The following is a 23,990-nucleotide window of genomic DNA, read 5'->3' as shown; positions in this document are numbered from 1 at the left end:
CTGGACAGCTAGGCCGTTAAGTACTCACCATATTTTGGCTCGCCAATCGCCAAAGATGAGACCTTTCTTCTCGATATAGCTAGGAAGGTTGCGGCGGCTTTTGCTTTCTTTCTCTAAATTGAACAGCTTGTCTTGGAACTTGCCATGTTACGCTTTTGCCCCAATGCTCGATTGTGGATTTTTGCGGATCGAGCAGGCTAGGCCCTGCGCCAAATAGGTTTTTAGGGGATCCACAAAAGGTTCCCCTTTCAATTAAGCCCATCTTAACAGGGGTGTTCGTTCTGCATTTGTTGGATTGGTGAGCATACACCGACCGCGCAGCAACACACCTTGTCCTCAGGCCCTCTGGTCCTTTTGTCCAGATGGCAATTTTCTCTATCCGTTCTACTTCATAGATGAAGCAGGGCGTTTTAAAAGGTAATGCTATGACAGAGCCTACGACAACAGTAAACAAAAATGATGACGACCTATACAACACGGACTATCAGGTAGGTCAGGACAACGTGAACTTCCTGGGGTTAGATTTCCATAATCCCGTCTTCCCTATCTCCGCCATCATGGTGGTGGTGTTTGTATTGGGTGTACTGATCTTTACGGATCAAGCGGCCGATTTCTTCGGTTGGCTGCGCCCCGCTATCACCCAATCCTTCGACTGGTTCTTCGTGATTTCAGCCAACCTTTTTCTTATCTTCTGTTTAGTGCTGGCAATCCTACCTGTCGGAAAAATTCGATTGGGTGGCGAAGAAGCAACACCGGATTACTCGTACCCAGCATGGTTCGCAATGCTGTTTTCCGCGGGCGTAGGTATCGGCCTGATGTTCTATGGTGTGCTTGAGCCGATGAACCACACTCTAACACCTCCTTTGGGGTTAGAAGCCGGTTCCGATGATGCACGAAGCATTGGTACTGCAGCGGCGATATTCCACTGGGGCTTCCATGCGTGGGCAATCTACGCCGTTGTCGGTCTGGCTTTGGCATTCTTCCACTACAACAAAGATCTGCCGCTAACATTACGTTCAGCGTTTTACCCGCTGCTTGGCGATCGTGTTTGGGGTCTGTGGGGACACATCATCGATATCATGGCGGTATTGGCGACCTTGTTCGGTTTGGCGACGTCCCTCGGTATCGGCGCAAACCAAATTGCCGCAGGCCTTAACTACTTGTTCGGTATCGATTCAGGCATTGAAACCAAATCCATCCTGATTCTGGCTATCACCATTGCTGCTCTCGTCTCGGTATACCGTGGTATGGACGGCGGCGTGAAACGTTTGAGTGAAATCAACATGGTGATGGCAGCCATGCTGATGGTATTCGTGATGGTGGTGGGTCCAACGGCACTTATCTTCTCGGGCATTGTCAGCAACACCGTTGATTACCTGAGTTGGTTGCCTGCGTTGTCTAACTGGGTGGGTCGTGAAGATTCTGGCTTCTACCACGGTTGGACGACCTTCTACTGGGCGTGGTGGGTATCCTGGTCACCGTTCGTTGGTATGTTCATCGCGCGTGTATCGCGCGGCCGTACCGTACGTGAGTTCATTCTGGCGGTACTGATTGCGCCAACCATCGTGTGTATTGTGTGGATGACCACTTTCGGCACAACCGCGCTGGATCAAATGGATGGCGGTTATATGGGCGTGGTTAACCTGATCACCAATGGTAACTGGCAGCCTGAGCTTTCTATCTACAAGATGTTTGAAGCTTTACCGTTCACTGCAGTGATCAGCTTCTTCGGCATGGTGCTGACCATCATCTTCTTCGTGACTTCGTCAGATTCCGGTTCACTGGTTATCGATACGATCACGGCGGGTGGCAAGATTGATGCGCCGGTTTCGCAGCGTATCTTCTGGTGTACCATCGAAGGCCTGGCGGCAATTGCCCTTCTAATGGGCGGCGGCTTAGGTGCGCTCCAAGCGGCAACTATCTCTACAGGTCTGCCGTTTGCGGTATTCCTGCTGGTGATGTGCGTGAGTCTTTACATAGGGCTTTCGCGAGAGCTGCGAAGAAAGCAGTTTGCATAATATCGATAAATGAAAAAGAAACCCGCCTGATGCGGGTTTCTTTTTACGTATCTTTGCTTTCTAGGCACAGGTCCAGTTTAGCTGGATTTTCTCTCTGCGAGAGAAGAGATCAACATGGCCGGTAATAATCGCTTTCTGTATCTCAAGCTTCTCGTCGTCATCCGCTTCACACTGAATGGTGAGTGCTGTTTCTTCCTCATTCACGGCAAATTTGGTGGTGCCGACAGGAAATTTCACTTCGCCATACTTCTCATCCCAGTCAGCTGATACCTTTCGTGCAAAGTGCCGACAAAGTGTAACGAGGTACTTTGCGGCATGTTCAGATTCAATTTCTGTCATCGCCTTTTTCATACGTGTCTCCAAAAAAAAGTGAGGCGGAAGCAAGACGCTTTCCGCCCTCAAGAGTGAAAAAGTTAGAATTGGTAAGATGCAGACAACTTGACGTTGCGGCCTGGCTCGTAGTCATCAAATGTCGCGCCGCGGCCTTCGCCTGAACGTGAGGCGTGTGCTACGTATAGTTCGTCAAAGACATTATCAATACCGAAGGTCAGTGTTAGGGAATCCACTGAAGATGGAGCCCATTGCGCGTAAAGGTTATGAACGTTATAACCCTCTTTGATAGGTTGGCCGTCTTGCACATTGTCCTCGTCTTGCACAAAGAAGCTTGTCCAACCGAATAGAGTTTCAATGTCACTGGAGTAGTAATTCAATGCCAGCACGATAGTGTCACCTGTGTCCATGCTACGGCCATTACCTGCCAGAACAGGACCGCCAGTAGTGACGTTTTCGATGTCTGAGCGTGAATAAGAGAGCTTGCCTGAGAAGGTTTGATAGGCGTAGGTTGAGCTAATTTCAAAGCCTTCCAGCTTAACATCGCCAATATTCTCAATCAGATAATTGTCATCTGTACGGCTATATGACTCCGCGATGTAGTCGTTGATTTTTGTCTGGAATACAGTGGCATTCGCGCCAAACTGATGTGCACCATGTTGAGTTGCGAATCTAAAACCACCTTGGGTGTTGCTGCCTGTTTCGGGTTTAATATCGTCTGCCAGGAATGTCACATCCTGATAGCGAATATAGGATTCCAGCAGTTCAGGACCTTTGAACAGTGAGCGTGTGTTCGCAAAGAGTGTCCACTCCTCGGAAACAGCCCATTCGGCCCCCAAGGACCATGTGATGTCGTCGTAATCTGTATCACTGGTTTCTGCTTTACGCTGGTAATCGTCATAACGAAGTCCTGCCACTAAGGTGATGGAATCAGTGACTGCTATGTTGTCCTCTACAAAGATGGCAGTAGAGATGGTGGTTTCATCCATGAACTGTTCACCACCGTATGAGCTGGTGGTATTACGGTCGATGTAATCAGTGCCGTAAGTGAGGGTATTTTCGAGTCCTGCCAGTTTAAAGTCTGACTGGAATTGAATGTTCAGGCCGAGGTTATGGTTGTCTGCTTTGTTACGTGAAGTACGGTTTGGACGCCATTGAGGTGCGAGTACAGACTCATCACGGTCTATCTCAGTCTTGCTGCTATAAAGAGCGACCTTGCCATTGTGTGCTTCACCAGAGAGTTTGTAACTCAGGGTTATAGTGTCGCGGTCGTATTTGGTTGGAACCAGGGAGTCACCGGAGAAGATCTGGTTGGCATCGCCGGACATATCAGGGCGCACACTGTAGTCACCTTCATCACGATAGGCGTCATAGGCAAACTGCAGGCGTTGTTCATCATTAATCTGGTAGCCAACTTTAAATAGGCCATTGAGAACGTCACCTTCAGAGCCAAAAGTCTCTTGGCCATTCCCGTCTTCAAAGTTGTCTCTACTGATGAGGTGCGTGTATAGCATCATATCGATGTGTTCGGTAAGCAAACCGTAAGCTGTCAACGAACCCTGCTGACTCTTGTTGGAGGCTAAACCACCGTGGACACGTAAACCGTAGTTTTCGTCGTAACGAAGCAAATCCAACGCATCTTTGGTTTCAAAGTAGACCGAGCCACCGAGACCATTTTGAACAACAGAGTTATTTCCGACTTGAATGTCGGCAGATTTCAGAATGTCGGGGTTAAGCGTTAAGTTACCGATGTGGTGGAACATGTTGGCGTGCTGAGACGCGCCATCCAAACGAATATCCAAATCGTCCTCGCCGAGACCACGAATATTGATGCGTTGGTTAACGGAATGGGTTCCACCCACGTCAACCCCCGGGATTTCGCGCAGAAGGTCAGACATATGGTCAGCTTGCTTCAAAGCGAAATCGTCAGACAGCAGTTGCTCAGAGTTACTCGTAACGCGGGTACCCCATACCACCATTTCTTCTTCGGCCTGTGTTTCGGCCAAGACAGGTGTGCTGAGTGCAGCCATGACGGCTGACGCAAGGGCTGTGGGTTTGAAAGCGGCAGTGATCTTCAATTCCATGACAATGACATCCAAATACAAATGATAATGATTCGCAGCTATGGTATGGTTTTGCACTCGAGTGATGAAGTGCGATCACTTATGCGAAATCGCCTAGCTGTTATGAGGAAAGGTCAAAGATGGAACCGGGTCGTCGTCCTCGTCAGAAACCTACGAAAGTTGCGTTAGCTGAAAAAATTGAGCTGACGGAGAAACAAATGATTGTTTCCAAAAATCGTGGTCAATCTAAGGCGCTATTGGAGGGAAACTTCGTTGCTTACCAATATGGTGATGGCATTGCCATGCATGGTGGTACAAGCATGGAGCTGCATGATTCTAATATTGTCTCCTCGGCTCCCTCTTCATTAATTCTGACCTTGCTTCTCGAGGGACAACTCAGCTTTGGATACGACGAACTGCAATTTGAATTAGACGCCAATGTAACGCCCAAAGCGGTGTTGGTTAATTTGGCTCGTCCTGCTCATTTTCGTCGCGCTATTCGCAAAGGAAACCCGGTGAGAAAGATCAATGTGATGTTCAAGCCAGATTGGGTTAGAGAGCGCGCTGATAAGCACAGTGAAATGCTTCGCCTGCTTTCCACACATCAGGCACACATGAAGATCCATGTGAATGAGAAGGTGTTGACCATCGCCAATCAGCTGGTCGAAGCTGGCACGCCGGAAACCTTTGGGGAAAAGCTGGCAGTAGAAAGTTTGATACATCAACTTGCCTTGCATGTACTGAGCGAGCTAGAAATGTCTGAGATGCAGACAGGTGAGAATGCAGTGCCAGAGACTGCAAGCCGGCTCAATCCTACGGTGGAAAACATTGTGGGGCATATTGAGACGCAATTGCAGCAACCGTTAACGCTGGAAAGCCTAGCGAGCGAGTTCGCAATCAGCGTGTCCAAGCTACAGCGTCTATTTAAAGCAAACCTCGATCTGACTGTTCAAGGCTATGTTCGCCAGCGTCGCTTGGAAATCGCTCGCCAGCAACTAGAGAGGGGATTGGTTGGGATTACTGAAGCAGCGTATGAGGCTGGGTATCAACATCCCTCCAATTTCACCGCAGCATTTAGACGTGAATTTGGTGTGTCCCCCAAGGCGCTGCTCAGTAAAAAGTGAGGGCGCATACGCCCTCAGTAGTAAAGACACATTCTCTTGCCGTTGGCTTCGACAATAGTAAATGGCGTGTCGTAGATGTTTTCCAAAACCGCTTCCTGAATCACGTCATCAACTGCGGCATTGGTGGCGATTTTGCCTTGCTTCATCGCGATGATGTGGTCGGCATAACAGGCTGCAAAGTTGATATCGTGGATGACGATAACCACGGCTTTCCCCATTTCGTGTGCCAAACGTTGAATGGTTCGCATGATGCTCAGTGAGTGGCGGATATCGAGATTGTTCAGAGGCTCATCAAGGAACACATAGTCTGTGTCTTGCGCGATGACCATGGCAATAAACGCCAACTGCCTTTGACCTCCGCTTAGCTCATCAAGATAACGGTTTTCCAATGACTTCAAATCCAGATAATCAATGGCTTTATCGATGACTTTATTGTCTTCGGTGGTCAGGTTTCCCTTTGAGTAGGGAAAACGACCGAACGAGACTAGTTCGCGCACGGTAAAGCGCATAGTGATTGAGTTCGCCTGACGAAGCACGGCAAGACGCTTTGCCAGTTCACCTGTATCCCATTCGGTGATGGCTTTGCCATCTATCACTACATGGCCACCATCTGGAGTAACGAGGCGGCTTGCCATAGAAAGCAGGGTGCTTTTCCCCGCGCCATTTGGACCTATAATGGCGGTCACTTTACCCTTCTCGAATTCGCCGCAGGCTTCATCTACGACGCGTTGTTTACCAAAAGCTTTGGTCAGGTTTTTTAAGGTGATCATGTTAAACAACTCGGTTTTTCAGCAGCATCCAGAGGAAGTAGATTCCTCCGGCGAAATTCACGACAACACTTAGCGTGGTATCAAACTTAAACAGGTTTTCTACCACCCATTGGCCGACCAATAAGGTGCAAATGGACATCAACGAACATCCCACCAGTAAAATGCGGTGTTCATAGGAGCGGAACAGTTCTCGGGTCAGGTTCGTGACCAACAGGCCAAAGAACATGACAGGGCCAATCAATGCGGTCGACATGGCGATGAGGACAGCGGAGAGAATCAGCGCTTTACGTGTAGTTTTCTGCACATCAACACCCAGACTGATGGCGTTGTCCTTATCCAGCCAGAACACATCTAATGTCCGGTGCATGCGGTAGAGCAGGAAGCTGGCTATCAGCAAAAGTGGCAAGCACAAATACACCAACTCAATCTTGATGTTGTTAAAGCTCGCAAACATCTTGCTTTGCACCACCAGAAACTCGTTCGGGTCCATTAGCATGGTGAAAAACGAGGCGGTGCTTGAAAATACCTGCCCGAGGATAAGGCCAATCAAGAGCAACACAATCAGGTTGCGGCCTTCCTTGCCAAAGTAGAAGCCAAACAACAGTAGCGAGAACCCCACCATGATGGTCACTGCAATGGCGAAGTTAATGTAGGTGTTGATCAGGAAAAAGCTGAAGCCACCAAACACCGCAACCAGCAGTGTCTGTGTCAGCACATACAGGGAATCAAACCCCATGATGCTTGGTGTGAGAATGCGGTTATGGGTGATGGTTTGGAATACCAACGACGACTGTGCAACTGCAATACCGGCCAGTACCATTGCCAGCACTTTCGGGACACGGCGAGACAGGAAATACCCATAGTTCGTGGCCGTGAGTCCAATGCAGATAAACAGAGCGGAAAAGACAAGGGCTGTCATAGCCATTGCCCACATTTTCTTTGTATCAGACACTTTTTGGCCCTTTGGTGATGAGATAGATAAAGGCCAACCCACCCAAAATACTCACCAGCATGGAAACCGGAATTTCGTACGGGAAGATGATTAAGCGGCTGACAATGTCGCAGGCAAGCACCAAAAGCGCGCCGACAATCGCCACGCGGGAAATGTTCTTGCGAAGGTTGTCGCCATAGAAAATGCTGACAAGGTTAGGCACAAGTAAACCGATAAAGGGCAGGGCGCCCACAATCATCACAACACTCGCCGACAGAATGGAAACCAGCATTACGCCAATCACTAACACCTGTCTGTAACTCAGTCCAAGACCAACCGCAAAATCACGTCCCATGCCGACAGCAGAAATCCGCGCGGCGTAGGCATAGGTGAATGCTGCAATCGGCAGGGCGATATATAGAAGCTCATAATCACCTTTCAAAATGCTGGCAAAGTTGGCGACTGTCCAACTGCTTAGCATTTGCAGGGCATCATATTTATACGCTAGGAACGTGGAGCATGAGCTGATGATACTGCCGTAGATAATGCCAATCAGCGGCACAAATACAGCATTGCGGAATTGGATGCGTTGGATAAGGGTAACAAACAGCAAGGTGCCAAAAATGGAAACGGAAAAGATCAGCCAGAGTTGATTACCATTGCCGAAAAACACAAGGCTAAGCATATAGCCGAGCATGGCACATTCAATGGTGCCTGTGGTGGAAGGCGCAGCAAACCGGTTTTGGCTGATTTGCTGCATCACCAGACCTGCAATGCTTAAGCCTGCACCGGCGAGCACGATGGACAGCAAACGGGGAAGGCGGCTGGTGAAGAGAAGCTCGAGCGTTTGGCTATCTCCTGCCAATAAAAGGGCAGGAGATAGCTCGCTGACACCGACAAATAGGGATATCAGACTCAGCAAGCCCAAAAGAAACAACAACTTTAACAAGGTATACCTCAGTTTCTTAAGGTCAACAGACCCTAGGGCAGTCGCTTACAGGTCAACGCTATTTTTGATGTCAGAAATCATTTGCTCAGTCGCAGTGATGCCAGACATAGACAAATACCAAGCATTCAAATCCAGATAGGTCATCTTGTTGTTCTTGTAGGCTTGGGTCGCTTTGATCAGATCGTTATCAAACTGTTCGCGGGTTTCGCTATCAGCTGGATTGATCAGAGTATCACGGTCAATCACCAGCAATGTTTTCGGGTCAGACTCGCGAATGAATTCAAACGAGATCATATCGCCATGAGTCGTTGCCTTGATGCCTTGCACGGACTCTTTGAAACCGAAGTCTGTGTAAATAGAAGAGAAGCGAGAATCAGCACCGAATGAAGACAATTTGCCACCTGCGCTCATGATAGTCAGAGCATCTACGCCATTGGTCTGGTTGTAATCACTGATGGCTTTGAATTCTTTATCCATGGCTGCGATTTTTTCTTCAACCAATGCCTCTTTATCAAAGACTTTGCCCAGGTTGCGCCATTGCTCTTGAGTCGCGTCCCAATAGCCTTTTGAGTTGTCTGCAGCGAATACCACTGTTGGGGCGATTTTAGATAGCTCGTCGAAGCTTGGTGAACTTCGTGGGCCGACAATGATGATGTCTGGGTTCTGGTTGTAGATTTCTTCGAAGTTTGGCTCGAACAGGCTGCCGACGTTGGCGTATTTATCGTCTTTGAATTTTTCTAAGTAAGTTGGGACCTGTGGCAATGTCTTTGAAACGGCGACAGGGTCAATACCCAGTGCATTCACGGCATCCAGAGACCCGAGACCAATCACGACAACACGCTCAGGTACACCGTGAACTTCGGTTTTTCCCATACGGTGTTCAATAACAACTGAGTCTGCAGCCACTGCGGAGGTAGTGACTAATGAAAGCAGTGCTGCCTGGATAAAAGTTTTCATTTATTGCTCCTTTTCATAAATGAAAATGGTTATCAAAATCGTTCGCAATATACATTCGAGTTTCTGCTTATTCAACTGCATATCGTCAAAAGGCGCGTTATTCAGGATCTTGATTGGGAAAAGTTGCGACGGTGATGGGTTTTTAGAAATACGGATATGAGTACATGATGGGCTTGGCGGGAGCCTCAGAATGGTCTCAGTAAAACTTGTGACTTTTTATGCCTGAGAAATGCGCCTCAGAAATGATAATCTCTTCGTAAATAAAGTCTGGAACACTATTTTTGTGTAGTGAGTTCACCTACCAAGGAAAAGCTTTTGATAGTTTAAACCCGCGTTTAAAAAGCAATACCCAAGCCACCTATAGTTGGCCTCAATATCTTTGAGTTCTAGGTTGTTTGGGTACAGTCACGGCTTTACAAAAAAATTCGAATAAGCCTAAGAGAAGTAAGGATATACTCGAATGAAATGGCTGTTTGCCGCGTTTTGGAATTACGCGAAATTTTCAGGCAGGGCTAGACGACGAGAGTTTTGGGGATTCTTCCTCATTCAAAATATAGTGTTAGCTCTCTGCGTCGGGATTGATGTCGCTGAGGTCGGGGTGTATGCGTTCCAGTTAACAGACTTTTACGCTGCACCACTTTGGTTTGCTGTTACCCTCATCCCCTTTATTACTGTGACGGTTAGACGCCTTCACGACATCAACAAGTCAGGTTGGTGGTGGTTGGTTGTTGTCGTGCCTGTTGTGGGTCCTTTGGTGTTTCTAGTGTTTACCTTGTTACGTGGCACCAAAGGAAGCAACCGTTATGGTTGCGACCCTATCGGTATATTTAGCAGCGGAATCTAACCGAATCCCTTCAGGAAAATTGAAGGGATTTTGTCATTAGTGCTTCAACTGCCTTGTTGGCAGAGTCTAAAGCGCCTTCCAGATACCCGCCATAAGCGCGGGAGGCTTCGGTTCCAGCAAAGAAAATGTTTGGGTGATTCTCATCTTGTTGGGTAAAGCCATACAAACCATGCATTACAGCCATGTCATCGTTCGTGGCCGTGTACTTTTCCTGAAACCAATCCACATACTGAATTGAAATCGGGTTTTCCGCATCTGGCCCAAACAACCTGACAAGTTGCTGTTGAATGAGTTTTTTCAATGTCTCATCGCCTGCGGTTTTCCGCGCTGCGGCGTTAATGCCCATAAAGCCCATGATTGCGCCATATACGGGCTGACCATTTAACTCCGGCGAAGCATCATGGATTTCTACTAAAGGCCCTACATTGCTTGAAGCTGAACCCGAAAACCCATTGTCGCGCCAGAAAGGTTTGTTATAGATAAATACGGCTTTAGCATGCGCTGCCATCCAGGTTTCTGTGCCGTCAAAAGTATTCATCAGAGCAGGGCTCAATGATGGATTAAAACTCACTGTGCGTGCAATCAATCTCAGTGGCATCGCAAAAATAATGTTTTGTGTTTGTAGCGTTCTGGTCTCCCCCGACTTCTCATAGCTCAGGGTGTAAGTGCCATTGTTCAGCGAAACTTCTGTCAGCTTGCTGCTTGCAATCCGTTTTTCCGCTGGAAGTTTTTCCAGTAAGCCTTCGACCATTGCTTGCATTCCGCCTTCAAGGCGGTAGGTGTCAGGCATAATGTCATACCCAACATTGATTGCCTGTGGTGGCGCGCCCCGGGCTTTTTCGACAAGATAGTGCCCGTCACCATGTTGCTTATAGCTGCGAATGCTGAGCTCTTCGGCTAATTTGGAAATACGCGGGTTGATGTTCGGCCAGAACCAGGAGGGGCCGAGGTCGACTCTGGCTGCCTGTGCATCCGATGACGCTGAGACTATTCGTCCTCCAAAACGATCCCGTGCTTCTAACACCATGTAATCGTGATCTTGTTGCTCTAGCAAATAGGCGGCATAAAGTCCGCTTAGTCCGCCACCGACAATGACGGTTTGAGGATACTTGTTCATCATCATGCCTCCTTGTTTAAAACAGCTCGTTATATGGGCGAATATCCATTTCCTGAGTCCATGCGCTGGCAGGCTGTTTGGTTAAGTTAAGATACACACTGGCGGCTTCGTTTGGCTCGATGGCGTTCTCGTATTGAAGGGCCGGGAAGCGCTCGCGACTTTTCGGTGACCACAAAATTCCATCAATAATCACGTGGGCAACGTGGATGCGCTGTGGCTGGAACTCTCTTGCGAGCGATTGAGTGAGCCCGCGTAAGGCAAATTTTGCAGATGAAAACGCGCTAAAGTTCTTGCTGCCTCTGATACCTGCTGTTGCTCCCGTTACCAGCAAGGTACCACCGCCTTGCTTTATCATCATTGGAATCACCGCCTGTGAGATATTGAAAACACTCATTACGGACGTGCGCCAAGTTTCTTCAAATCTTGCTGGTGTTGTTGAAAGGAAGCGCTCGATTGTGAGCATTGCGGTGTTGCAAATCACGACATCCGGTGTGCCATGAAGTGCATCAATCTGTCCAAATGCGCGGTTGATATCATTGGCATTTGTTGTGTCCGCAATTATCATCCCACCAGAACGACTGATGGTAACTACTTTAAAACCATCGTTTTCGAAAGTGTATTTAATCGCCTCACCCAGCCCCTCACCATAACCGGCAATCACTGCTAGAGGTTTTCCCTTGGATGTTGTCATTGCGTTTTCCATCAACACAGGTTCAATGGAGTAGATGCTAACGTAATGCTGGCGTTTAGCGAGGCAGTATTGGTAAGTCAGTGGCGTAGTATTTCTTGTGTGAGTGAAAAAATAGGCATTGAATCGATGAAGAGAAATACGAGTGGTTTTTAGAATATCCCCCAATCCTTCATAGGTGATGAAATCCATCGCTTTTTATTGTTTGGGGGATAACTAAATTTATGTGTCTTTCATACTACATTGTGAAAGCTTATCTATCCTCCAACATCAGGAAACGTTGATTCGCTTAAAGTCTGCTGCTGGTAGATGTCTAAAATTTTCGTAAGACCTGGTTTATTTGTATTTAGAGCAAGCTCCTCTAATTTTGATATCATTTGAGGCCGTTGCTTTTCATTTGCAAGCAGAATAGTCGCCAATGCTGACTGCTTATTGTCAGATTCTTCTTTGACCAGACGGTTGTAAAACTGGCCTTGCTCAATAAACGTCATTTCATTGGTACTGAAAAAACGAGAGGCTGTGGTCAGTACGACAGTTTTTTCCTCGTTCAGAAGATGCTCAACAGCATCAGCTCTTCCATCGGGACGGTACAGCGCACCCTCTACGGCGGCATTTCGCTCAAAAGGATGATCTGAACCCATCGACTTTATGAACGTGGGGGTGAAAACATCATCATCAATATTGGCGGCGGATTTGAGTGCTATTAGCCGTTCTCTATTCGACAAGGTATCGCTTTGTAATACCGCTGAGACCATATCAATACCACTTTGACGCAAAGCCGTTTGATTATTTGCGAGATTACCAATGTTGAACATAGCAGTCTCGCTCAGCATCGGAGAATCATTTCGTTTGATGACCTCCTTGAATGCTTCCATTGCGATATCTGTCGCTCCGTCGAGGTGTGCCAGGTTCACCATACCTGCAGCTCTGTATCTGTAAGGAACATCTGGATCGTTGATAATATTCCCAAGGTATTGCTCAGATTCGGGTTGGTTAGCATCTTGTATTGCCATCAATATGGCTTGTCGCTCTAATGGAGAAAGTGCTTCATCACTTAACATTGACTTTATTTCTGACAATGTTTTGAAGTTAAGAAGGTACTGACCTACGCGTACAGACTCTGTATAGGAGAGTGAGTTTGATAACCCACTGAGTGCCTCGTAGTATTGCTCATCGTTAGAAATATCCTCTTTGGCGGCATAGGATTCTAAATCTGAATTGAATCGTGCGTTAGCATTAAATGTAAACAGCTCATTTTTAAATTCGACATATCCAGGATCGAATCTTTGGTAGCTGCCTACGATGGTCATGCCAATCTGTATTTTATTGTTTTCCGCGATAGAAGATGAGTTGTGCGACATGTCTAGAGAAACGTTCCCTTGCATGGACAAATTCACGTTAGCTTCTGTTAGAAGGCCATCGTCACCTATTTGACCCGACCATGAGTCTTTGATGTCGTCTACAATCGAACCCAATTCGAACTGATCGGTGTATAGGATATCTAATAATCGTCGTGTGACTGTGTTTGATGCTCCATCAATTTGATATTGATAAACAGCTGAACGTGATGCCTCTTTGATGGTTACTGGCTCATCGTTTGGGCTATAAGAGAGGTTTGATATGTAAAAGGCCGCAGAACCTAAGGGGTGTTCTCTTGAAAGCCCAAGCATATCTATGGATGTGTAAAGTTGTGGAGCTTTGTATGCGTATAGAAACCCTATTTCATTTTCGTCACTGGGTGAGGCTGCCTTGTCGGGAGTGGTGACCCTAAAGTTCCTTAATATCCCCCGTCTTTTGCGCTTTCCAATGTCTTGGTTTTCGAAAACAACTTCAAAGGAGAGCATTGCCTCAGTAGGTGGTGAGTTACTTTCCTTGCCAAAATCGAGCTTCGCTGTATTTTTTAAATTAACGACATATCCAATAAAATTTGGGGTTGAATTTTTTTTAAAGGGAGTAGGTTGCTGCGTACTCTTCGAGTTTTCATTAGATAACGATAAAGGTTTTTCATTTATTTTGACTTCTGAATTTTCAGATATGTCTATTGATTCCTGTTTTTTTGCGCCTTCCAAACTTAAGTAGGTGAAGCTCATGGCGATAAGAAATAGAACGATAACTGGGAGAATAAATTTTATTTTCATGTTCATACCTCAATAAAGGCGCCGAATAAACGGCACCTTATCGTATATCAGACCTTATATTATGCTTCGAACACTACCCAGTCTTGAAATACGGGGATCATTCTTATCTATAACAATTTTTCCTTTGATATATTCATCTAACCAAACTCTTTCTCCAAGTGTATAACCACTCCAGCTCATTAAAGTCGCGGCGTACAATGTGATAGTCCAAGGTGGGAAGCCCGCCTTAACTGCACCTATTATGTTGCCACCAAATGCCTTAGTCGATGCTTTCCCATTGGCATGAACGTAAAACTTCCAGTTTTTAGGATTATTATCTCTGGTTAGACCACCCTCAATCCGCAATGGTATTGATGCTGAAATAGTGTTTACTGTGCCCGTTAAGTTAGCGGTCACTCCCACGCCGACTGCCACACCAACTGAAAAATTTTGCCATCCGTTGAATGAGACGGTGTTGTAAACATACTCTGGAGTGCGCCATCTGTTATTGATATAAATAGGATGAGGAACGGAGTTAAACCAACCAGTATAACCGCCACCCATTGCGTATTTAATATTAGCGCCTACACCAGCATTAAAAGTGAATTTGATGGGAAGTGCATATTGCATCAATTCAATTGCATCGAAGAAGGGGTTTGAAAGAGAGGCACCTAATGCAACGTTGAACCCATAGCCGTTATGAACAGGGTCACACTCTGTAGCCAAGGTTAAGCTAATTGACGTTGAAGGGGAAGAACCTCCACCAACAGAAATGGCAGCTGAGTGTCCTGCCCAGCCGCCATTCCATACTCCATCTAAACCGCCTGGAAGATCAAGAAATGCTTTACAGTAATTTTTACCGTCAGTACTTTCGTTTCCCATAAGCGCTTGTATTAAATCACCCTTTGCGTCGGAGTCGGTGGGGGTAATATCGCTTTCTAGATAGAGATCAAAGGCGCGGTGACGATTACCATTAAGCCAAGTGCCATCTTGAGTTGAAATGCGTTGACTTAGCGAGGCGCTTTTGTCGGATCTTGAAGCAATATCAGATGCTGCCCAGATACGCTCCCTAGGACTAAGGTCGCCTACACCAATTAGGTGTGGATTTTGAGCCCAAAGAGGATCACCAATATCGTTCCAAGTAATACTATGGCTGGCGGAGTAGGAGAGAGTTGAAAAGCAGGCTAGTAGAGCTCCTGCGAAAATCTTTCCTGATTTAAGTCTTTTAAAAGATGGTGAGTACATTGTTTGTTCGCTCCATTTACAATCTACAGGTTTAAAAAGATTAAAAATATATAAGTCCACTAATATTTGATAATGAATGTTTGGCGTTCTAATTCTTATCTCTCTTTTTGGCTTTTTATTTTCAAGCCTACTCCGCGAATTGTCATTGAAAGTATGGTTTTGTATATGAACTAGATATGGCGTTATATTTCAAAGCTAACCTGTTCATTGGTTTTCTAGTGTAGTGAACAGAAATTCCCTCACTATAAAGAAAAACTATGCCGAAATGCCCTCTCATCCAAAAGTGGTACTTTCAATTGAAAATAAAATACAATGATATTAATTAATAATATATCGCTAATGTATTTGTTACTTAAGTTAATTTATTTTAGCTTTCTCTATGTTTGTTTCTTAAGTGTATGTTATATCTGGTATAAGATTATATTATGACGTTAACCTGTATAATAAGTAGGGACATTTCTCTGGCGTGAAGTTATCTTATGAGATTACACATGATAGATAATATGGTTATTTGCCTAGTGTGAAATACTCAACCCGGATGTGATCTATATGGTAAAAAGAATATAAGGATGGTTAAAGTGCTAGCTTATGGCATTAAAATAGGATGATTTATTCTCTGTGGTGAATTTTTGAATAAAGGCTTGTGATTAGGTATCTGAATTTTCGAGGATTACACATGATAAATGTACCGAAATCGAGAGAAGTTTTCCAAGGAATAGTCATTTTTGACTGAACGGCGTGTAGGATTTCTTTCTCAAAAGAAACCCAGACATTGAGAACAGATCGGTTTTTAGTTTGAAGAGCCGAGTCAGAAGAATTGAAACATACTTGAACTCACATCATCGGCAGAGAAGCCCTTTTATGTGATATAAACTCTACCATCTTTAGTGACATAACAACGCTGTTAACATCTACCCAGCAGGAAAACTCATTGAATGACCAAACTAGCAAGCCGTCAATTTGGATTGTTTGTTGATATTTATTGAGATTTACAATCAATTCAAGGTTTACTCACGCGTTAAACTAGGAGGTGAAAATGAATCACTACAGTCCGTGCCTCGTTAAAGTGCTCCCGTGCTGCCAGTAATAGGTAATCCTGATGTTGCTGTTCGAGTAAGTAGGTTTTGTAAAGTCCACTCTGTCAGTCACCGATAATCACGGTTTGATGACACTGGTTCATTATCACGCCTCTTTGTTAAAAGACTTCGCTGTAAGGGCGAATATCTATTTCCTGGGTCCAGGCGCTGGCAGGCTGCTTAGCCAGGCTAAGGTAGACTTTGGCAGCATCGTTGGGCTCTATGGCAGTCTCTTGACGCAGGCTAGGAAAACGTTCCTGACTTTTTGAAGACCAAAGGATGCCATCAACAACAATATGCGAGACATGAATGCGTTGCGGCTGGAATTCTCTGGCAAGGGATTGAGTAAGTCCACGTAAAGCAAATTTAGCAGAAGAAAACGCACTAAAATTTTTACTTCCCTTAATGCCTGCTGTCGCCCCAGTTACCAAAAACGTGCCGCCGCCTTGTTTAATCATCATTGGTATGGTGGCCTGAGCAATATTGAAAACACTCATTACTGACGTGCGCCAGGTTTCTTCAAACCGCTTTGAAGTGGTCGAGAGAAAGCGCTCAATGGTAAGCATTGCTGTATTACAAATCACAACAGCAGGAGTGCCATGAAGAACACTGATTTGTGCGAACGCGCGATTTACTTCATTCGCATCTGTCGTGTCGGCGAGGATCATTCCACCCGAGCGACTGATAGTGACAACTTGGTAACCGTCATTTTCAAAGGTTTGTTTGATGGCTTCACCCAGTCCCTCACCGTAACCCGCAATCACGGCCAAGGGCATTCCTTTTACTTTGCGCATTACAACCTCCTTCAACTCACCTGATACTTCTCGATACTAACTTACTGGCATAGCAGAGCGAGGCAGGATTGGTTGAGCGTTGGCATAGGTTTTCTTGGGTGAAACAAAAGTGCGGCTCACTAAGTGAGCCGCAAAATGTTTAAGTGCAATATTTATCGATAGCCCGTTAAGGGGGCATCAGTGTTAGCTGAAATAGAAAATGTCGCTATTTATGTCCGACGTTGACATGTTGTCTAATGTAATTCGGACATTGCTGTTTACATGAAGCTCAACATTTGACCCGTTTTGCCAGTAAGAAATCTGGTTGAAATTGATCGCCAAGGTGTCATTGATCTGAATCTTGTCACCTTGCATGATGTTGAAGTCTTTGATGACGTCATGCTCTGACCAGTAGTCGAAATAGAAGAGATCCGCATGCTTTCCACCCCACAAAATATCGTATCCACTGCCACCAGAGATGAAATCGTTCCCCGTGCCACCGACGACCGTATCGTTGCCTTTTTCGCCATATAAAGCATCGATATCATTACCGCCATTAACATAGTCGTTTCCATTACCACCCCAAATAGTGTCTCCGCTGCCTTCTCCATAGAGTGAGTCGTCGTTATCTCCGCCCCATATTCTGTCGAAACCACCATCGCCTATAATGAGGTCTGAACCATCTTCTCCCCAGAGCTCGTCATCACCCTCGTTACCATGGATCAGGTCATTATCTTTCCCTCCAAAGATCTTATCTATTCCGTCACCACCATGAAGTTCGTCTTTTTCATTGCCCCCCCATATTGTGTCGCGGCCTGCACCGCCATAGATAGTATCTTCATTTCCTTCACCATGCAGATGGTCATCACCATCACCGCCATCAATGAAATCATTGCCAAAGCCGCCATATAGATAATCAATACCCGATTCGCCCCAAAGGTGGTCTCCTCCGTCGCCACCCCAAATTTTGTCGTTATCGTTTCCACCATATAGCCAGTCGCTGCCTCTGCCACCATCAAGAATATCTTTCTCGTTACCGCCGCTAAGGACATCGTTACCATCACCACCGTAGATATTATCTTCATTTCCTTGGCCATAAATAACATCGTTACCGATGCCACCTGATAGGGTATCGTTTCCGAAACCACCCTCAATGTGGTCATCTCCCCCCTGGCCAAAGATGGTATCACCGCCGTTTCCACCGGTAAGTGTGTCGTTATCTTCACCACCTTCAATGTAATCAGCACCATCTCCTCCGCGAAGGGTATCGTTGCCTGTGCCACCATAGAGTCTGTCGTTACCGGCGAGGCCGTGTATGTCATCATGTCCCCATTGGCCATGCAGTTCATCGTTGCCGTTACCGCCATTGAGGTGGTCGTTACCATGGCCGCCGACCAGAACATCATTGCCGTCTTCACCCCAAAGGCCGTCATTACCGTTACCACCTTCTAGACGGTCATTACCCCACTGGCCATAGAGTTTGTCGTCTTCGTTCCCACCATCGAGGTGGTCATTTCCATGGCCGCCAATCAGGACATCGTTATGATTGCCCCCGTAAAGCGCATCGTTGCCGTTATCGCCTTCAAGGCGGTCGTTACCGTCTTGGCCGTGGAGAACATCGTCGCCTTCTCCACCAACTAGGCGGTCATTACCCCATTCTCCATAGAGGTGGTCCCAATCATTTCCACCTTCGAGGTAGTCGTTACCGTGGCCACCAATCAGGACATCGTTATGATTACCCCCGTATAGCGCATCGTTGCCGTTATCGCCTTCGAGGCGGTCATTACCGTCCTGACCATGGAGAATATCGTCACCTTCACCTCCGATTAAGCGGTCATCCCCCCATTCGCCGTAGAGCTTATCGTTGTCATTACCGCCGTCGAGGGTGTCATTGCCGTGGCCGCCAACCAGCAGGTCATGACCGTTTTCGCCGACAAGATGGTCGTTTCCGTCATTGCCGTAGACGTGGTCATTGTGGTTTCCGCCGTTGACGTAGTCGTCGCCCCATCCACCGGACAGACCATCATCACCGTCCTGGCCATAGATCACGTCATTGTGGTTACCACCGTCAACACCGTCATTGCCTGCGCCGGCATAGATTGTGTCATTGCCATCTTCGCCGTAAATGGTGTCGTTATGGTTACCGCCATCTATGGTGTCATTGCCGGTGCCACCCCAGATGCGGTCGTGGCCGTCTTCGCCATAAATGGTGTCATTCCCGTTGTCACCACCAATGGTATCGTTACCGGTGCCACCCTTGATGAGATCGTCACCGTCCTGACCCAGGATATAGTCGTGGCCATCCTGGCCATAAAGCTCATCGTTACCGGCACCACCGTACAGGGCATCATCCCCCCATTCGCCGTAGAGCTTATCGTTATCGTTGCCGCCTTCGAGCTTGTCGTTGCCATGGCCGCCAACCAGCAGGTCATGACCGTTTTCGCCGACAAGATGGTCGTTTCCGTCATTGCCGTAGACGCGGTCGTTGTGGTTTCCGCCGTTGACGTAGTCGTCGCCCCATCCACCGGACAGACCATCATCACCGTCCTGGCCATAGATCACGTCATTGTGGTTACCACCGTCAACACCGTCATTGCCTGTGCCGGCATAGATAGTGTCATTGCCATCTTCGCCGTAAATGGTGTCGTTATGGTTACCGCCATCTATGGTGTCATTGCCGGTGCCACCCCAGATGCGGTCGTGGCCGTCTTCGCCATAAATGGTGTCATTCCCGTTGTCACCACCAATGGTATCGTTACCGGTGCCACCCTTGATGAGATCGTCACCGTCCTGACCCAGGATATAGTCGTGGCCATCCTGGCCATAAAGCTCATCGTTACCGGCACCGCCGTACAGGGCGTCATCCCCCCATTCGCCGTAGAGCTTATCGTTATCGTTGCCGCCTTCGAGCTTGTCGTTGCCATGGCCGCCAACCAGCAGGTCATGACCGTTTTCGCCGACAAGATGGTCGTTTCCGTCATTGCCGTAGACGCGGTCATTGTGGTTTCCGCCGTTGACGTAGTCGTCGCCCGAACCACCGGACAGACCATCATCACCGTCCTGGCCATAGATCACGTCATTGTGGTTACCACCGTCAACACCGTCATTGCCTGCGCCGGCATAGATTGTGTCATTGCCATCTTCGCCGTAAATGGTGTCGTTATGGTTACCGCCATCTATGGTGTCATTGCCGGTGCCACCCCAGATGCGGTCGTGGCCGTCTTCGCCATAAATGGTGTCATTCCCGTTGTCACCACCAATGGTATCGTTACCGGTGCCACCCTTGATGAGATCGTCACCGTCCTGACCCAGGATATAGTCGTGGCCATCCTGGCCATAAAGCTCATCGTTACCGGCACCGCCGTACAGGGCGTCATCTCCCCATTCGCCGTAGAGCTTATCGTTATCGTTGCCGCCTTCGAGCTTGTCGTTGCCGTGGCCGCCAACCAGCAGGTCATGACCGTTTTCGCCGACAAGATGGTCGTTTCCGTCATTGCCGTAGACGCGGTCGTTGTGGTTTCCGCCGTTGACGTAGTCGTCGCCCGAACCACCGGACAGACCATCATCACCGTCCTGGCCATAGATCACGTCATTGTGGTTACCACCGTCAACACCGTCATTGCCTGCGCCGGCATAGATTTTGTCATTGCCATCTTCGCCGTAAATGGTGTCGTTATGGTTACCGCCATCTATGGTGTCATTGCCGGTGCCACCCCAGATGCGGTCGTGGCCGTCTTCGCCATAAATGGTGTCATTCCCGTTGTCACCACCAATGGTATCGTTACCGGTGCCACCCTTGATAAGATCGTCACCGTCCTGACCCAAGATATAGTCGTGGCCATCCTGGCCATAAAGCTCATCGTTACCGGCACCGCCGTACAGGGCGTCATCCCCCCATTCGCCGTAGAGCTTATCGTTATCGTTGCCGCCTTCGAGCTTGTCGTTGCCGTGGCCGCCAACCAGCAGGTCATGACCGTTTTCGCCGACAAGATGGTCGTTTCCGTCATTGCCGTAGACGCGGTCGTTGTGGTTTCCGCCGTTGACGTAGTCGTCGCCCGAACCACCGGACAGACCATCATCACCGTCCTGGCCATAGATCACGTCATTGTGGTTACCACCGTCTACACCATCATTGCCTGCACCGGCATAGATAGTGTCATTGCCATCCTGGCCATAAATAGTGTCGTTGCCTGCATCGCCCTTGACAACGTCGTTACCGTTGCCCGCTTCGACGTAGTCGTTGCCATCTCCTGCTTCAATAAGGTCGTCACCATCCTGGCCATAAAGGACGTCATCACCCGCGCCGCCATAGGCTTTGTCATTTCCGGCGCCCGAAACGATGTAGTCGTTTCCTTTATTGCCATAGAGTTCGTCGTCGCCATTCTCGCCAAACAGGGCGTCGCCTATGCTGTCATCACCAGCGTAGAGTTTGTCGTTACCTTCTCCGCCCCATAAGTGATCCCAACCTGTACCGGCATAAACTCGGTCGTCACCATTGCCGCCTAATACATGGTCGTTGCCTGCGCCACCATCAACAACATCGTCACCATCGCCGCCATCAATCCTATCTTTGTCATTGCCACCGTTGGCATAGTCATTCCCTGCACCTGCATCGATGTTATCGATGCCACCCTGGCCATGAATGGTGTCATTGCCTGTATCGCCCTTGACAACGTCGTTACCGTTGCCCGCTTCGACGTAGTCGTTGCCTTCTCCTGCTTCGATAAGGTCGTCACCATCTTGGCCATAAAGAACGTCATCACCCGCGCCGCCATAGGCTTTGTCATTTCCGGCGCCGGAAACGATGTAGTCGTTTCCTTTATTACCATAGAGCTCGTCGTCGCCATTCTCGCCAAACAGGGCGTCGCCTATGCTGTCATCACCAGCGTAGAGTTTGTCGTTACCTTCTCCGCCCCATAAGTGATCCCAACCTGTACCGGCATAAACTCGGTCGTCACCATTGCCGCCTAATACATGGTCGTTGCCTGCGCCACCATCAACAACATCGTCACCATCGCCGCCATCAACCCTATCTTTGTCATTGCCACCGTTGGCATAGTCATTCCCTGCACCTGCATCGATATTATCGATGCCACCCTGGCCATAAATGGTGTCATTGCCTGTATCGCCCTTGACAACGTCGTTACCGTTGCCCGCTTCGACGTAGTCGTTGCCTTCTCCTGCTTCGATAAGGTCGTCACCATCCTGGCCATAAAGAACGTCATCACCCGCGCCGCCATAGGCTTTGTCATTTCCGGCGCCCGAAACGATGTAGTCGTTTCCTTTATTACCATAGAGCTCGTCGTCACCATTCTCACCAAACAGGGCGTCGCCTATGCTGTCATCACCAGCGTAGAGCTTATCGTTACCTTCGCCGCCCCATAGATGATCCCAACCTGTGCCGGCATAAACACGGTCGTCACCATTGCCGCCTAATACATGGTCGTTGCCTGCGCCGCCATCAACAACATCGTCACCATCGCCGCCATCAACTTTATCGTTGCCATTGCCGCCGTGGGCATAGTCAGTTCCTGCGCCTGCATGGATCTTGTCATCGCCACTTTCGCCGTAAATCTCGTCATTACTGTCACCGCCGTCAACGGTATCGTTGCCTGCGCCTGCCTCTATATAGTCGTTACCACCATCGCCAAATATTTTGTCATTTCCGTCTTGGCCATAGAGTCTGTCGTTATCATCGCCACCACGGAGTTCATCGTTACCCGCTCCACCAGTCAGAATATCGTTACCTGTCCCACCAGTGAGTGTGTCGTTACCATCTTGACCATGGAGTACGTCATTTTCGCTACCGCCATCTAAATGGTCATCTCCTTCGCCACCTTCTAAGTGGTCTGCGCCAGAATCTCCATGAAGGTAATCGCTACCTACTCCACCATAAATGCTGTCGTTACCGTTGCCGCCGTGAAGTGTATCGTCACCATCTTCGCCTTTTAAGATGTCGTTGCCATCCTGACCATGAAGAACATCATTACCTGATTCCCCATTGAGTGTGTCATTGCCTATGCCCCCAAACAGGGAGTCATTGCCAAGACCACCGTTTTGGATATCATTGCCTTCCTCTCCCCACAGAACATCATTGCCTCCGTCACCATTTAAGATGTCGTTGCCTTCGTCCCCAAAAATGACGTCGTTTCCATCGCCACCATGCGCGATGTCCGCGCCCTGACCAGCGCGTATCTGGTCGTCGCCTTCATCGCCATAAAGGTTGTCATTACCCTCACCGCCGAAAAGTCTGTCGTTTCCTGTTCCACCATAGAGGTTGTCATCTCCATGGAAGCCTTCGACCCTGTCATCTCCAGAACCGCCATAGAGGTAGTCATCTAACAGACCACCGCGAACCCAGTCATCACCTGCATCTCCATGCACTTCGTCTGTGCCATCACCACCAATAACTATGTCGTCGCCATCGCCGCCGTAGATAAAGTCAGTGCCGTCCCAGCCTTGAATGAAATCATTTCCACCGTATCCATAAATGATTTCATCTTCGTCTGTTCCAATTATTGTGTCGTTACCTTCAGTTCCTTTGATGATCTTGGTCATTTCGATCTCCAAATCGATCCATGTGTATAGTTTTTGGTTTGCAAATTTCATCGTCATTGATGTTTAATTGGTAATTGATATACAACATTTGATGACTAGTGAAGGGATTATTGTCTCGTATATGAGACATTCTTTTGGTGGTGATTAATTGAAATTTAAATTAGGACTAGAAAAGTACTAGTTTATGTGGAGTGTGGAGATGCATATTTTTGCTTAGATTATAATGCAATAAATGTCTACTTTATTTTGTAAATAATTAAACCATTGATAATAATTGGATAATTACGTTATTTTTCTATCAATAAAGGTCTAAGAGATATTCGTAAAAAATATTTTAGTGAAAACTGAAAAAGCTATTATATCTGTTTTTACTAATTAAGCATGAAAAATCCGTGATTGTGTTTTGACTAAATGGTTATATAGTTTAGCC

15 protein-coding genes are annotated in these 23,990 nt (G+C 47.6%); 3 read left to right on the top strand and 12 right to left on the bottom strand.

Translation table 11 applies throughout. From position 1 onward, the window contains the following. Positions 1–425: 425 nt before the first annotated feature. Positions 426–2,018, top strand: coding sequence for a BCCT family transporter (locus K6Q96_RS23215; protein ID WP_165015477.1), 1,593 nt, complete (start codon positions 426–428; stop codon positions 2,016–2,018). 60 nt (positions 2,019–2,078) lie between these two features. Here the strand turns inward: K6Q96_RS23215 and K6Q96_RS23210 are convergent, their stop codons facing one another. Both K6Q96_RS23210 and K6Q96_RS23205 read right to left on the bottom strand, forming a co-directional pair. Then, positions 2,079–2,369, bottom strand: a complete 291-nt coding sequence (locus K6Q96_RS23210; RefSeq protein ID WP_251880551.1) for a DUF2218 domain-containing protein — start codon at positions 2,367–2,369, stop codon at positions 2,079–2,081. Positions 2,370–2,431: 62 nt separating this feature from the next. Next, complete coding sequence (locus K6Q96_RS23205; protein ID WP_251880549.1) at positions 2,432–4,432, bottom strand: TonB-dependent siderophore receptor; 2,001 nt, start codon at positions 4,430–4,432, stop codon at positions 2,432–2,434. A gap of 197 nt (positions 4,433–4,629) precedes the next feature. On the opposite strand from K6Q96_RS23205, the gene K6Q96_RS23200 reads away from it, so the two are divergent. Then, the gene (locus K6Q96_RS23200) at positions 4,630–5,535 is read left to right on the top strand and encodes a helix-turn-helix transcriptional regulator (protein WP_251880547.1); all 906 of its coding nucleotides are present in this window, start codon (positions 4,630–4,632) and stop codon (positions 5,533–5,535) included. Between the two features lie 14 nt (positions 5,536–5,549). Here the strand turns inward: K6Q96_RS23200 and vctC are convergent, their stop codons facing one another. Genes vctC through K6Q96_RS23180 form a run of 4 tightly spaced genes read right to left on the bottom strand, consistent with a single transcriptional unit; the run spans position 5,550 to position 9,142 of the window. Beyond that, positions 5,550–6,305: an iron chelate ABC transporter ATP-binding protein VctC gene (vctC, locus tag K6Q96_RS23195; RefSeq protein ID WP_251880545.1), complete on the bottom strand. Its 756-nt coding sequence runs from the start codon at positions 6,303–6,305 to the stop codon at positions 5,550–5,552. Position 6,306: 1 nt separating this feature from the next. Further along, on the bottom strand, positions 6,307–7,239 hold the full coding sequence (locus K6Q96_RS23190; protein WP_251882381.1) for an iron chelate uptake ABC transporter family permease subunit: 933 nt from the start codon (positions 7,237–7,239) through the stop codon (positions 6,307–6,309). A 10-nt stretch (positions 7,240–7,249) separates the two neighbouring features. Further along, entirely contained in the window at positions 7,250–8,185 is a 936-nt protein-coding gene (locus K6Q96_RS23185; protein WP_251880543.1) for an ABC transporter permease, read from the bottom strand. Positions 8,186–8,230: 45 nt separating this feature from the next. Beyond that, positions 8,231–9,142, bottom strand: coding sequence for a siderophore ABC transporter substrate-binding protein (locus tag K6Q96_RS23180; protein ID WP_251880541.1), 912 nt, complete (start codon positions 9,140–9,142; stop codon positions 8,231–8,233). A gap of 460 nt (positions 9,143–9,602) precedes the next feature. On the opposite strand from K6Q96_RS23180, the gene K6Q96_RS23175 reads away from it, so the two are divergent. After that, complete coding sequence (locus K6Q96_RS23175) at positions 9,603–9,986, top strand: DUF805 domain-containing protein (protein ID WP_251880539.1); 384 nt, start codon at positions 9,603–9,605, stop codon at positions 9,984–9,986. A gap of 10 nt (positions 9,987–9,996) precedes the next feature. Here K6Q96_RS23175 and K6Q96_RS23170 read toward each other — a convergent pair whose 3' ends face one another. The 6 genes from K6Q96_RS23170 to K6Q96_RS23145 form a co-directional block, all read right to left on the bottom strand. Continuing rightward, on the bottom strand, positions 9,997–11,103 hold the full coding sequence (locus K6Q96_RS23170; protein ID WP_251880537.1) for a flavin monoamine oxidase family protein: 1,107 nt from the start codon (positions 11,101–11,103) through the stop codon (positions 9,997–9,999). Positions 11,104–11,119: 16 nt separating this feature from the next. Beyond that, positions 11,120–11,983, bottom strand: coding sequence for an SDR family NAD(P)-dependent oxidoreductase (locus K6Q96_RS23165; RefSeq protein WP_251880535.1), 864 nt, complete (start codon positions 11,981–11,983; stop codon positions 11,120–11,122). 65 nt (positions 11,984–12,048) lie between these two features. Next, positions 12,049–13,929 carry a hypothetical protein gene (locus K6Q96_RS23160; protein WP_251880534.1) on the bottom strand — a complete coding sequence of 627 codons (1,881 nt, stop codon included), beginning with the start codon at positions 13,927–13,929 and terminating at the stop codon, positions 12,049–12,051. Positions 13,930–13,983: 54 nt separating this feature from the next. Next, positions 13,984–15,213, bottom strand: coding sequence for a hypothetical protein (locus K6Q96_RS23155; protein WP_251880532.1), 1,230 nt, complete (start codon positions 15,211–15,213; stop codon positions 13,984–13,986). Between the two features lie 1,135 nt (positions 15,214–16,348). After that, the gene (locus tag K6Q96_RS23150) at positions 16,349–17,023 is read right to left on the bottom strand and encodes an SDR family NAD(P)-dependent oxidoreductase (RefSeq protein WP_251880530.1); all 675 of its coding nucleotides are present in this window, start codon (positions 17,021–17,023) and stop codon (positions 16,349–16,351) included. Between the two features lie 183 nt (positions 17,024–17,206). After that, positions 17,207–23,560, bottom strand: coding sequence for a calcium-binding protein (locus K6Q96_RS23145; protein WP_251880528.1), 6,354 nt, complete (start codon positions 23,558–23,560; stop codon positions 17,207–17,209). Between the last annotated feature and the right edge of the window lie 430 nt (positions 23,561–23,990).

It is taken from the genome of Grimontia kaedaensis, assembly GCF_023746615.1.
GTDB lineage: Bacteria > Pseudomonadota > Gammaproteobacteria > Enterobacterales > Vibrionaceae > Enterovibrio > Enterovibrio kaedaensis.
Note: the sequence above shows the minus strand (reverse complement) of the source record. Positions and strands in the feature narration are given on the sequence as shown.